Raw genomic sequence first — 12,195 nt, forward strand, 5'->3', positions numbered from 1 at the left:
TCTCACCTGCGGTTTTTCTCCGGCGACATCGCTCATGCGAAAAGCACGTCTTGACGAGATATCGGTTTTCGCCAACACTCGGGTCCAACCGAAAGTGAACACCGCCCGACACGCACCGCGCGTCGGCTCCCGGCACGTCGCGTTAGCGCTAACAACACTCCCGCTCAGACCCCCCAGGAGCGTTCACCCATGAGACGACGCTGGTCGGCGATCATCGCCGCGGCCCTCGGGCTCTCCCTCGTCATGACCGCCGGCGGTTCCGCCACCGCCGCCGCGCCGATCACCACCTCGATCTACACCGCCGACCCGGCCGCGCTGGTCGTCGGGGACACCCTGTACCTCTACACCGGGCACGACGAGGCGCCGGCCGGCGGGACCAACTTCGTCATGCGCGACTGGCACGTCTACAGCTCGGGCGACGCCACTAGCTTCACCGACCAGGGCGCCAGGCTGTCGTTGTCGAACTTCTCCTGGGCCGGAGGCGACGCGTGGGCCGGTGAGGTCGAGCGCGGCGCCAACGGCAAGTACTACTGGTACGTCTCGATCAACGGCAACGGCCCCGGCTGGATGAACATCGGCGTCGCGGTCGGCGACAGCCCGACCGGACCGTTCACCGACGCCAAGGGCGGGCCGCTGATCAGCGACTCCACCCCCAACTCCTCCCCGCTCAACATCGACCCCACCGTCTTCACCGACGACGACGGCCAGGTCTACATGTACTGGGGCTCCTACTACGGGCTGCGCGCCGCCCGGCTCAACGCCGACATGACCTCGATCAACGGATCGGTCGTCACCCCGTCCGGCGTGAGCAACTTCTGGGAGGCCCCCTGGATGTTCAAGCGCAACGGCGTCTACTACCTGGCCTACGCCGCCAACGACTCCGGCTGCTCGGCCCCCGGCTACGCCTGCGTCCGCTACGCCACCGCCTCCGGCCCCATGGGCCCGTGGACGCACCGCGGCGTCGTGCTGGACCAGGTCTCCTCCACCACGAACCACCCGGCGATCATCGAGTACAAGGGCCAGTGGTACATGGTGTACCACAACGCCGCGGCCCCCGGCGGCGGCAACTTCCGCAGGTCGGTCACCCTGGACAGGCTGTACTTCAACGCCGACGGCACCATGCAGAAGGTCGTCCAGACCACCGGCCCCACCGGCCCGGCCAACCTCGCCCTCAGCGCCACGCCGTCCACCTCCTACGTCTCCCCCTGGGAGACGCTCGGCGCCGTCAACGACGGTTACACCCCGGCCGGCTCGGCCGACCGCAGCCGCGGCGCCTACGGCAACTGGGACCACCAGGGCACCGAGTGGATCGAGTACCGCTGGCCCACCGCCCAGAACGTCAGGTCGGTCAAGACCTACTGGTTCGACGACGACCAGGGCATCGACCTGCCGGCCTCCTGCCAGGTGCAGTACTGGAACGGCAGCGCCTACGTGAACGTGCCCGGCCAGTCGTCCTGCGGGACCGCGGCCGACACCTTCAACACGACCACGTTCGGCCAGGTCAGCACCACCCGGCTGCGGATGAGCATCACCTCCAGGCCCGCCCTCTCCACGGGCGTGCTGGAGTGGCAGGTCTTCTCCTAGACCGCGTCGCCGCCCCTCACCCCCCACCGGGCCGCCCGGCCCGCCCCGCGGGCCGGGCCCCGTCCCCACCGGGCGCCGCCTCGCGAGGGGCCGTCGTCACCGGCACCGAAGAATCGAGGTCGTATGTCATGAAACGCCTGTTCGTCTCCCTCCTGCTCCTCGCCTCCGCCCTGGTCGCCGTGCCCGCGCCCGCGGCGCAGGCCGCCCCCACCGTCACGGTCGTCGACATGTTCGGCAGGACGATCAACGACCACGGGGTCCAGCTCGTCGACTGGCAGGGCTACCTGGCCAACCCCTACATCGAGCTCACCGTCCGCCCCCCGGAGGGCGTGACCTACCCCGTCACCGTCGACCTCAAGGCCGAGGGCACCTCGCGCCTGATGATGGACCTGCCCAGCCAGCTCACCGCCACCGGCGCCACCAAGCGGCTGACGTTCGCCAACGCGTCGGAGCAGAAGGTCTTCCGGCTGGCCATCCACTCCAAGCGCGCCCCCGGCCAGGACGAGCTGTACACGCTCCGGCTCACCACCACCGACGCCGGCAGGCAGGTGTACACCCAGTCCATGCCGATCAGGGTGCAGCAGGACGAGAAGACCGCGCTGCAGCCCTCCATCCCCGTCACCTTCGACTACCGCCACGACACCGTCACCGGGTACTTCTCGCAGCCGGCCTTCCGCACCGCGGCCGAGGAGGCGGTGAAGGACTGGTTCCGGTTCTTCGACATGGCGCCGTTCGACACGGTCGCGGCCGGGGCGGAGAACAACCACCTGCCCGGCAACGAGTGGCAGAACACGATCAACGTCACCAACGACCGCGCCTACGACGGCATGTACGTGTTCTTCCGCGGCATCCAGAGCCCGCACTCCACCGGCTACCCCGCGCGCAACGGCAAGTACCACACCCGCCAGGGCCAGCAGCTCCCCGGCCCGCTGCACCGGTCCACCGCGATGATCTTCGAGTACGACGAGGCGGGCAAGCAGCTGTTCACCTCGCTCGCGGACGAGGACTGGTACAGGACGGAGATCCAGGGCTCGGTGCTGGACGTCCACGGCCTGGTCATGCACGAGTACGGCCACGCCGTCGCCTACCACAGCGACTGGGCCGGCATGCGCGCCTACGTGGACTCCGGCGGCGTGAACGACCAGGACGTCATCGCCTACCAGGGCCGTGTCGTCCCGGTGGAGACGTCCGGCTACCACATCCCCGGCACCCAGCCCTACTGGGACCGCCTCAGCGGGCAGAGCGGCGGCTGGACGCACATGTTCCCCACCCGCCGCTGGATGCTGACCAAGCTCGCCCTGCTCATCGCCGAGAACGCCGGGTGGCGGATCAACCGCGACCTCACCCCGTTCCTGCCGCCGTCCATCGTCACCACCGCCCTGCCCCGGCCCGTCGCCGGCCAGGCCTACCAGCAGACGCTGGCCGCCAAGGGCGGCGTGCCCTTCTACGACTGGAGGATCACCTCCGGGAGCCTCCCCCCGGGCCTCACCCTGAACCGCTTCACCGGCGCCATCACCGGGACCACCACCTCGACGGCCCCGGCGACCTTCACCGTGCAGCTGCGCGACTACGACCGGCTCAGCACCCCGGTGACCAGGACCTTCACCCTCGGAGCCGGTGCGGAGCAGAACCTGGCCACCGCCGCGACCCCGTCGGCCTCCTACACCTCCCCCTGGGAGAGCGTCGCCGCGATCAACGACGGCGTCGTCCCGGCCTCCTCCAACGACACCGTCAACCCGCGCTGGGGCACCTGGCCCGAGACCGGCACCCAGTGGGCCGAGCTCACCTGGCCGTCGGCGCAGACCCTCCGGTCGGCGGAGGTCTACTTCTTCGACGACGGCCAGGGCGTCGACAGGCCGGCGTCGTGGAGACTGCAGTACTGGAACGGCAGCGCCTACGTCGACGTGCCGAACCCGAGCGGCTATCCCGTCGCCGCCGACGCCTTCAACCGGGTCACCTTCGGCCAGGTGAGCACCACCCGGCTGCGGGTCGTGCTGAACGGTGATCCAGACGCGGTCGGGCTGTTGGAGGTGAGGTCCTTCGCCTGACCCGCCGCCGGTCCGGCCCGTACCGGCCGGACCGGCGGACGCGCGCCGGGGACAGGGGCGCGGCGGGGAGGCGGCTCAGGGAAGAACCGCCTCCCAGCGAGCGACCAGGACCTTGTCCCCGGCCCGCACCCCCACCTCGTCCCCCGGGCCGCCCAGGGCCGCCCGCACCGCCTCCGCCTGCTCCCCCCCGGTACTCCCGGACGCCGTGGTTGCCGGACGTGACGGGGGTGGGGACGCCTCCGGGCCAGGCCGCCTCGCGGCCGGTCCGGGTGTTCGGGTCCTCGTACATGGTGACCGAGATCGGCCCGGTGCGGTCCGGGGTGCCGGTGGAGCGGATCCGGGCGGTCAGCGCGCCGAGACGGTCGATCGCGGCGACGATCCTCGCGTCCTCGGCCGTCGGGGACCCCTCCAGCCGGGTCTCGTGGGTCCTGCCGGCCGCGTCCACCACGGTGACGACGGCGAAGGGCTGGTCGGTGGCGCCCCCGGTGCGGTCGAGCGTGCCCTCCCGCCCCGCCAGGTCCGCGACGATCCCGGCCCGCAGCTCGCGCAGCTCGGCCCGCGGCAGCGTGACGGCGACCAGCTCCCCCTTCCGCAGGGACAGGGCCCGCCCTCCGGCGGTGACGCTCATGGCGTCGCCCCCGTCGCAGGTCATCCCGAGGCACCGGTGGAACCGGACCACGACGTCGGACGACCGGTCCCCGGGGACCCCGGCGCCTTCGGTGCTCCCCGGGGATCCCGGGGTCTCCGGACTTTCCGTGCTTTCCATGCTTTCCGTGTTTTCCGGGCTCCTGGTGCTCCCGGCGCCTCCGGTGTTCCCGGTGGGCTCGACGGTCGCGCCGCTCACGGTCTCCGTGGGTCCCCCGGAGCAGCCCGCCAGCAGGAGCAGGAACGTGACGGCGGCCAGCAGTATGCGGATCACACCCTCGGAACGGATCGGGTGCCCGAGCGGTTCACGTGCCCCGCCCCTTCACCGGCCCCCCGCACCGTCTCCTGCGGGCACCTGCCCTCCGGAGGTCCGGGCATCTGCTCTGCGGGCGGGACCCCGGACACGGGGCCCCGGGTGCGGAGCGGGCTCGGGTCAGGCGGGGACTACGGGGACTGCTCGGCGGCCTCGGCCGTCCGCCTGGCCCAGCGGTAGTCGGCCTTGCCCGCCGGGGAGCGGACCATCTCCTCGACGAACGCGAACGTCCGGGGCACCTTGTAGCCGGAGATCCTCTCCCGGCAGTGGGCCCGCAGCTCCTCGGCCGTCGGGGCCGTCCCCGGGCGCGGTTCGATCACCGCGGCCACCCGGCTGCCCCACCGCTCGTCCGGGACGCCGGTCACCACCGCGTCGAAGACCGCGGGATGACCCTTGAGGACCGCCTCGACCTCCTCGGGGAAGACCTTCTCCCCGCCGGTGTTGATGCAGACCGCCCCCCTGCCGAGGATCGCGATGGTGCCGTCCTTCTCGACCGTGGCCATGTCCCCGGTGAGCAGCCAGCGCACGCCGTGCCGGTCGGTCACGAAGGTACGGGCCGTCTTGGCCTCGTCCCTGTAGTAGCCGGAGGCGATGCGTCCGCTCCTGGCGATGGTGCCCACCTCGCCCGAGCCCGGCACGACCGGTTCCAGGGACCCGTCGAGCACGGCCAGCCCGGCGGTGGGGTTGGCCTGGTAGCGCAGCCCGGCCTCCGGGGAGGAGCCGGGGACCGCCGAGGCGGTGTAGCCCGACTCGGTGGAGCCGAAACTGTCGATGATCATCCGGCCGGGGAGCAGTTCCTCCAGCCGGGCGCGCACCGACCCGCTGAGGATCGCGCCGGTGGAACTGAGCACGAACAGCGACGACAGGTCGTACCCGCCGGTCGCGATCTCGTCGGCCAGCGGCCGGGCCATGGCGTCGCCGGTGATGTTGACGCTCAGGACCTTCTCCCGCTCGATCGTCCGCAGCACCTCGGCCGCGTCGAACTTCCGCACGTACGCCATGGTGCCGCCCATCCACCAGGTGATGAACGTGGCCATCTGGGCGGCGCCGTGCATCAGCGGGGCGACGGCCATCATCGTCATCGGGCCCGAGGCGACGGCCGCGTCGATCACCTCCTGCGGGCTGGTGCGCGGCTCGCCGTAGGGGTTGCCGCCGCCGAAGGCGAAGAACAGGTCCTCGCTCCGCCACATCACGCCCTTGGGCATGCCGGTGGTCCCGCCGGTGTAGATGATGTAGAGGTCGTCGCCGGAGCGCGCCGGGAACCCGCGGGTCTCCGGCCGCCCGGCCAGCGCCTCCTCGTAGCGCACCGCTCCCTCGACCGTGGCGGGGCCGCCCACCGCGACCAGGTGCCGCAGGGCGGGGACGCGCGGCACCACGGCCGCCACCCGGTCTGCGAACTCCACGTCGTACAGCAGCGCCACGATGTCGGAGTCGTCGTAGAGGTAGAGCAGCTCGGCCTCGACGTAGCGGTAGTTGACGTTGACCGGCACCGCCCGGAGCTTGAGCGCCGCCAGGATCGCCGCGACGTACTCGACGCCGTTGTACAGGTGCACGCCCACGTGCTGCCCGGCGCGCACGCCGCGGTCGTGCAGGAAGTGGGCGAGCCGGTTGGCGTGCGCGTCCAGCCCGGCGTAGGTCAGGCGGCGATCGCCGCAGACGACGGCCACGCGATCCCCGATCGCGTCGGCGAGTCCTTCGAACAGATCCGCGTGGTTGAACTCCATCGCACCCCTCCTGGGGGATCAGGGTTTGTCGCTGCCGACCATCCACATCGCGAAGAACTGCGCGCCGCCCCCGTAGGCGTGCCCGAGGGCCCGGCGGGCCCCGTCGACCTGGTGCTCCCCGGCCATGCCGCGGACCTGGAGCGCCGCCTCGGCAAACCGGATCAGCCCGGAGGCGCCGATCGGGTTGCTCGACAGCACGCCGCCCGAGGGGTTCCACGGGATGTCCCCGTCCAGGGCGGTGGCCCCGGACTCGGTGAGCTTCCAGCCCTCCCCCTCGGCGGCGAAGCCGAGGTTCTCCAGCCACATCGGCTCGTACCAGGAGAAGGGCACGTACACCTCGGCGACGTCGATCTCCCTGCGCGGGTCGGTGATCCCGGCCTGCCGGTAGACGTCGGCCGCGCAGTCCTTGCCGCCCCGCGGGTTCACGGTGTCGCGGCCCGCGCGGAAGATCGGCTCGGAGCGCATGGCGGTGCCCAGCACCCAGGCGGGGGTGGTGCCGGTGAGCTTGTCGGCCGCCGCCAGCACCATCGCGCAGGCGCCGTCGGAGGACGGGCAGGTGTCGAGGTAGCGGATCGGCTCCCAGAGCATCGGGGTCGACTCGACCATCTTCAGGTCGATGCCGGGGATCTTGAGGTGCGCGTACGGGTTCTTGAGCGCGTTGAGCCGGTCCTTGACGGCCACCAGGTGGCCGACGTGCCCGGGGGCGCCGGAGCGGCGGATGTACTCGCGGATGTGCGGGGCGAAGTAGCCGCCCGCGCCGACGACCAGCGAGGCGCTGAACGGCAGGTGGGTGGACAGGGCCCAGGTGGCGTTGGACTCCGACTGCTTCTCGAACGCCACCACCAGCACCCGCTCGTGCACGCCGCCCTGGATCAGCGAGGCGCCGACGAGCGCGGTGGAGCCGCCGACCGAGCCCGCGGTGTGCACCCGCATCATCGGCTTGCCCGCGGCGCCCAGCGCGTCGGCCAGGTACGCCTCGGGCATCATCACGCCCTCGAACAGGTCGGGCGCCTTGCCGATGACGACCGCGTCGATGTCCTTCCAGGTCAGGTCCGCGTCCACCAGGGCACGCTGGGCGGCCTCGCGGACCAGCCCGGCGATGGAGACGTCGTGCCGCTTGGTCGTGTAGCGGGTCTGGCCGACGCCGATGACGGCGCAGGGGTCACCACTGCTCATGCTCGCTCACCGTTCCTCGCTCGCTTCCCCGGCCCGCGGGCCCCGCCGCCCACGTCGGCTCCGTCGGCTCCGTCGGCTCCATCGGCTACGCCTCCATCACGGCGACGAGGTTCTGCTGCAGGCAGGGACCGGCCGTGGCGTGCCCGACGACGCGGCCCGCGGTGCCGTCCAGGATGCGCCCGGCCGCCTCGCCGATCCTGATCAGGCCGGTGGCCATGACCGGGTTGGCGGCCAGCGGGCCGCCGCTGGGGTTGATCCGGGTGCCCTCGGGCAGCTCCAGCGCCCGGCGCAGCACGACCTCCTCGTGGCTGAACTGCGCGTGCAGCTCGGCCACGTCGACGCCGCCCTTGCCGACCCCCGCGGCCCGCGCCGCGCCGGCGGCCGAGACCGACCGGGACAGGTCGCGCATGCCCAGGTAGTGCGGCTCGATCCGGTGGGCGATCCCGGTGATCCAGGCCGGGCGCTCGGCGAGCTCCCTGGCCACCTCCCCGGCGGCCAGCACCAGCGCGGCGGCGCCGTCGGTGATCGGCGCGATGTCGTACGGCCGCAGCGGCGCGACCTCGGTCTGCCCTCCCTCCGGTTCCGGCAGGTCCAGGGCGTGCGGGTTGGCCCGGCCGTCGGCGCGGCTGCGCCGCACGATCTCGTCCAGCTCGGCCCGGTCGGCCCCCACCGCGGACGCCTGCAGCGCCGCGAAGGAGACCTGGTCCAGGCCGAGCGGGGCCAGGTAGTACGGGTCGAGCTGAAGCGTCATGATCTCCCGCAGGTCACCCAGGGAGGACTTGCCGAAGCCGTAGACCAGGGCCGTGTCGACGTCGCCGTGCTGGAGCCTGACCCACGCCTCGTACAGCGCCCAGGCCGCGTCCATCTCGACGTGGCTCTCGGAGATCGGCGGCCAGGCGCCGAGCGCGTCCAGCGCGGAGACGAAGGAGAACGGCGCGCCCGCCAGGTAGTCGCACGACCCCGAGCAGGTGAAGCCGAACGTGCGCAGCCCGGTGGCGGCCCTGACCTCGTCCAGCGGCGGCAGGATCAGCTCGGACTCGCTCTGCCCCTCGTCGACGGCGCTGTGCCGGGTCTGCGCGAACGCCACGATCGCTATCTCGCGCATCTACAGCTCCACGTCCGGCTCGCCGGTGGGGGTGAACCACCTGATGTTCGACATGGACATCGTCCGTTCCTCCTCGGGCACCCACACGGCCCGCACCCGCATGCCCTGGCGCACCTCGTGCGCGGGGACCCCGCCGACCAGCGCGATCATCGGGATGTCGGTGCCGTCCAGCCGGATGTACGCCGAGACGAACGGCACCTCGGGGGCACGCGGGTCGGGCAGGTTGTTGATGGCGAAGGTGGTGATCGTGCCGGTGTCCGGGACGACGGTCTCCTCGGTGATCGTGACGCCGCACTCGGGGCAGGAGAGCCGGTAGGGCACGTAGACCTTCCCGCAGGTGCCGCACCGGCAGCCGATGAGCACGCCCTGGGCGACCCCCTCCAGGAAGCGGGTCAGCGCCAGGCCGGGGGTGACGGTGTACTCGACGCGGACCTCGGAGACGATCCTGGTGACCTCGGGCACGAAGCTCTCGACGTCGGTGATGTGGCCGGTGCGCGCGGCCCGCCAGCGGGGGCGGACCCGCAGCCCCGGGCGCATGGCCTTGACGTCGCCCGCGTCCACCGCGTGCACCAGTGCGGTGTCGGCGCCGTCCAGCCGGATCAGGGCCCAGGCGAACGGCCGGTCCAGCGGGTGGCCCTTGCGCGGCGTGTTCACCCACGCCCAGCTCTCCACGGTGCCGGCCGGGCCGACCTCGACGTACTCGCCGGTGACCGGCTCGCCGGTGTCGGGGTCGTACTCCAGCGGGGGGACCAGCGTCCGCCCGGTGGCCGTGCGGACCCCGACGAGGCGCCCGTCGCGCAGCTCGGTGAGGAAGCGCCCGATCACCGGCCCGGTGGTGCGGGTGTAGCCGCCGGGGAACTCCAGCACGTGCGTCGCCCGCAGCGCGCCGCCGTCCCTGTCCCCGCCGCCGGGGTCTCCGTGCTTGCCGCCGTCGCCGGGGTGCCCGGCGGTCTCGCTAGATGGCACGTTCGCGTCCCTCCCAGTACGGGTCACGCAGCTTGCGTTTGAGGAGCTTGCCGTTGGGCTCGCGGGGCATCTCCTCGATGAAGTCGACGGAGCGGGGCCACTTCATCCTCGCCAGGCGGCCCCGGAGCGACTCGACCAGCTCGGCGGCCAGCTCGGGCGAGGGGGGCACCCCGGGGGCGGGCTCGACCACGGCCTTGATCTGCTCGCCCCACTCGTCGTCGGGGATGCCGAACACGGCCACGTCCGCGACCTTGGGGTGGACCATCAGCTCGTTCTCGATCTCGGCCGGGTAGATGTTGGTCCCGCCGGAGATGATCATGTCGGCCTTGCGGTCGCAGAGGAAGAGGAAGCCCTCCTCGTTGAGGTAGCCGATGTCGCCGACGGTGAAGTGGTCGCGCAGCCGGTTCGCCGCGGTCTTGGCCGGGTCGCCCTTGTACTCGAAGGCGACCCCGGCCATCTTCATGTAGACGGTGCCGGGGGTCCCGGCCGGGACGGGCTCCAGGTCCTCGTCCACGATGAGCAGCTCGCTGATCGGCCAGGCGGTGCCGACCGTGCCGGGGTACCGCCTCCAGCCCTCGGGGGTGGCGATGGTGCCGCCGCCCTCGGTCGCGGCGTAGTACTCGTAGATGCAGTCGCCCCACCATTCGAGCATCGCCCACTTCACCGGGACCGGGCAGGGGGCCGCGGCGTGGATCATCCACCGGAGCGAGGAGAGGTCGTACTTCGCCCGCGTCCCGGCCGGGAGCGCGAGCAGGCGCTTGAAGTGGGTGGGGACCATGTGCGAGCTGGTGACGCGGTACCTCTCGCAGAGCCGCAGCGTCTCCTCGGCGTCCCACCTGTCCATGTGGACGAGGGTGTGTCCCATGTGCAGGGCCGTCCCGCCGAACTGGGTGACCGCGGTGTGGTAGTTCGGCGAGGTGACCAGGTGGGCGTTCTCCCCGCGCGGGGTGACGCCGAACAGGGTGAGCAGGAACGTCATCAGCTCGGCGGCGTCGTCGGGGTCCAGCCCGCTGAGGGGGCGGCGCACCCCCTTGGGCCTGCCGGTGGTGCCGGAGGTGTAGTGCATGGTGGCGCCCGCGGTGCGGTCGGCCGGGGCGGTGTCCGGCCGCCCGTCGGTCAGGTCCGAGACCGGCCGCGCCCCCTCGATGCGGCCGAAGGCGAAGACGCGCTCGGGGGCGATGCCGGACGCGGCGGCGCCGCGCATGCCCTCCTCGGCGTGGCGCTCGTCCACGAAGAACGCCCCGGCCTCGCTGTCGGCGACGATGTAGCCGATCTCGGGGCCGGTGAGGTGCCAGTTGATCGGGGTGTAGTACCACCCGGCCTGGAGGGCGGCCAGGTAGAGGACCAGCCCGTCGGAGCCGTTGGGCACGAGCCCGCACACGCCGTCGCCCGGCCGCAGGCCGAGGTCCCGCAGGCCGTGGACGAGCCGGTTGGCACGGGCCAGGAGGTCGCCGGCGCGGTGTTCGGTGCCGTCCGGGTCCACCGCGGCCACCCAGGCGGGGTCGGCGGCGGCCAGTCTCCAGAAACCGAGCGTGCCCATCGGCCGTCCTCTCTGTCGAAAGGCCTCAGGACCGTCAGGGTGAATCACGTTCTCTTTTTTGCTTCAACCCCTGGCGGAACGGGAAAGATGGAACAAGAATTCGTTCTTGTACGCATGGGCAGACTAACCCCGGGAGACATGCCGAGCAAGCGCTTGATATAAGCCACCGGTCCCGCCCGGACCTCGACTCTTTCACGCCCTGCGGCACCCGATCCAGGAGTGCCGGGCACGTGCTCGTGACCAACGGAGGTCGTCCCGTGGAGCTTCTGCCGATCAGCACCCCGCACTGCCGGATCGAGCGTGACGGCCACGTGGTCGTCGTCACCATGGACCGGCCCGAGGCGCGCAACGCCCTCTCCACGGACATGCTGGTCGGCCTGGCCGACGCCTGGGCGTACGTCTCGGCCGAGCCCGGGGTGCGCGTCGCCGTGCTGACCGGCGCGAACGGGACGTTCTGCGCGGGCGCCGACCTCAAGGCCATGGGCACCCCCTCGCAGGACCCCCGGGTCAGGGAGCGGGCCGCGGCCATCCCGGACTTCCACTGGAAGGGCCTGCTCCGCGACACCGAGGCGCTGCCGTCCAAGCCGGTCGTCTGCGCGGTCGAGGGGTACGCCGTGGCCGGGGGCACCGAGCTGCTGGTCGGCACCGACCTGCGGGTGGTCGCCGAGTCGGCGACGCTCGGCCTGTTCGAGGCGAGGCGTGCCCTGTTCCCGATGGGCGGCTCGGCCGTCCGCCTCCCGCGCCAGATCCCCTACGCCTTCGCCATGGACATCCTGCTGACCGGCCGGGCCGTCACCGCCGCCGAGGCGCTGTCCATGGGCCTGGTCAACCGGGTCGTCCCCGACGGCCGGGCGCTGGCCGTCGCCCTGGAGATCGCCGGCCAGGTCGCCGAGTGCGGCCCGCTCGCCGTCCAGGCCATCCTGCGCACCTACCGCGAGACCCTGGGCATGGCCGAGGCCGAGGCGCTGAAGGTCTCCGACGGCCTGGGCTGGCCGGTGATCGGTTCCGAGGACGCCGAGGAGGGCTCGCGCGCCTTCCGCGAGAAGCGCCCGGCCGTCTACCGGGGCGAGTGACCCCGGGCCCGTCCCTCACGG

9 protein-coding genes are annotated in these 12,195 nt (G+C 72.2%); 3 read left to right on the forward strand and 6 right to left on the reverse strand.

From position 1 onward, the window contains the following. Positions 1-189: 189 nt before the first annotated feature. Both ABD832_RS05070 and ABD832_RS05075 read left to right on the forward strand, forming a co-directional pair. A complete protein-coding gene (locus tag ABD832_RS05070; RefSeq protein ID WP_344889068.1) occupies positions 190-1,584 on the forward strand; it encodes a glycoside hydrolase family 43 protein in 1,395 nt (464 codons plus the stop codon). A 128-nt stretch (positions 1,585-1,712) separates the two neighbouring features. Next, positions 1,713-3,632, forward strand: a complete 1,920-nt coding sequence (locus tag ABD832_RS05075) for an Ig domain-containing protein (RefSeq protein ID WP_344889071.1) — start codon at positions 1,713-1,715, stop codon at positions 3,630-3,632. Here ABD832_RS05075 and ABD832_RS05080 read toward each other — a convergent pair. The 6 genes from ABD832_RS05080 to ABD832_RS05105 all read right to left on the reverse strand — a co-directional run bounded on the left by ABD832_RS05080 (position 3,538) and on the right by ABD832_RS05105 (position 11,101). Then, positions 3,538-4,551: a hypothetical protein gene (locus tag ABD832_RS05080; RefSeq protein WP_344889074.1), complete on the reverse strand. Its 1,014-nt coding sequence runs from the start codon at positions 4,549-4,551 to the stop codon at positions 3,538-3,540. The two genes, ABD832_RS05075 and ABD832_RS05080, sit on opposite strands and share 95 nt — an antisense overlap. A 170-nt stretch (positions 4,552-4,721) precedes the next feature. Next, complete coding sequence (locus tag ABD832_RS05085) at positions 4,722-6,314, reverse strand: acyl-CoA synthetase (protein WP_344889077.1); 1,593 nt, start codon at positions 6,312-6,314, stop codon at positions 4,722-4,724. Between the two features lie 18 nt (positions 6,315-6,332). Further along, positions 6,333-7,490 (reverse strand): thiolase domain-containing protein, encoded by a 1,158-nt coding sequence (locus ABD832_RS05090; protein WP_344889080.1) that lies wholly within the window; start codon positions 7,488-7,490, stop codon positions 6,333-6,335. An 85-nt stretch (positions 7,491-7,575) separates the two neighbouring features. Further along, positions 7,576-8,595 (reverse strand): thiolase domain-containing protein, encoded by a 1,020-nt coding sequence (locus ABD832_RS05095; protein ID WP_344889083.1) that lies wholly within the window; start codon positions 8,593-8,595, stop codon positions 7,576-7,578. Beyond that, positions 8,596-9,477, reverse strand: coding sequence for a Zn-ribbon domain-containing OB-fold protein (locus ABD832_RS05100; RefSeq protein WP_344893320.1), 882 nt, complete (start codon positions 9,475-9,477; stop codon positions 8,596-8,598). 73 nt (positions 9,478-9,550) lie between these two features. Further along, positions 9,551-11,101, reverse strand: a complete 1,551-nt coding sequence (locus tag ABD832_RS05105) for an acyl-CoA synthetase (protein WP_344889086.1) — start codon at positions 11,099-11,101, stop codon at positions 9,551-9,553. A 257-nt stretch (positions 11,102-11,358) separates the two neighbouring features. Between ABD832_RS05105 and ABD832_RS05110 the strand changes: the two genes are divergently transcribed. Then, on the forward strand, positions 11,359-12,174 hold the full coding sequence (locus ABD832_RS05110) for a crotonase/enoyl-CoA hydratase family protein (protein ID WP_344889089.1): 816 nt from the start codon (positions 11,359-11,361) through the stop codon (positions 12,172-12,174). Positions 12,175-12,195 lie beyond the last annotated feature (21 nt).

The sequence above is a fragment of the Streptosporangium longisporum genome (genome assembly GCF_039534895.1).
In the GTDB taxonomy this organism is placed as follows: Bacteria; Actinomycetota; Actinomycetes; order Streptosporangiales; family Streptosporangiaceae; genus Streptosporangium; species Streptosporangium longisporum.

Bases quoted from the DNA above. Each gene is read 5' to 3' on its own strand.
- ABD832_RS05090 (WP_344889080.1), bottom strand. From the start codon at position 7,490: ATGAGCAGTGGTGACCCCTGCGCCGTCATCGGCGTCGGCCAGACCCGC.
- ABD832_RS05075 (WP_344889071.1), top strand. From the start codon at position 1,713: ATGAAACGCCTGTTCGTCTCCCTCCTGCTCCTCGCCTCCGCCCTGGTC.
- ABD832_RS05095 (WP_344889083.1), bottom strand. From the start codon at position 8,595: ATGCGCGAGATAGCGATCGTGGCGTTCGCGCAGACCCGGCACAGCGCC.
- ABD832_RS05085 (WP_344889077.1), bottom strand. From the start codon at position 6,314: ATGGAGTTCAACCACGCGGATCTGTTCGAAGGACTCGCCGACGCGATC.
- ABD832_RS05070 (WP_344889068.1), top strand. From the start codon at position 190: ATGAGACGACGCTGGTCGGCGATCATCGCCGCGGCCCTCGGGCTCTCC.
- ABD832_RS05105 (WP_344889086.1), bottom strand. From the start codon at position 11,101: ATGGGCACGCTCGGTTTCTGGAGACTGGCCGCCGCCGACCCCGCCTGG.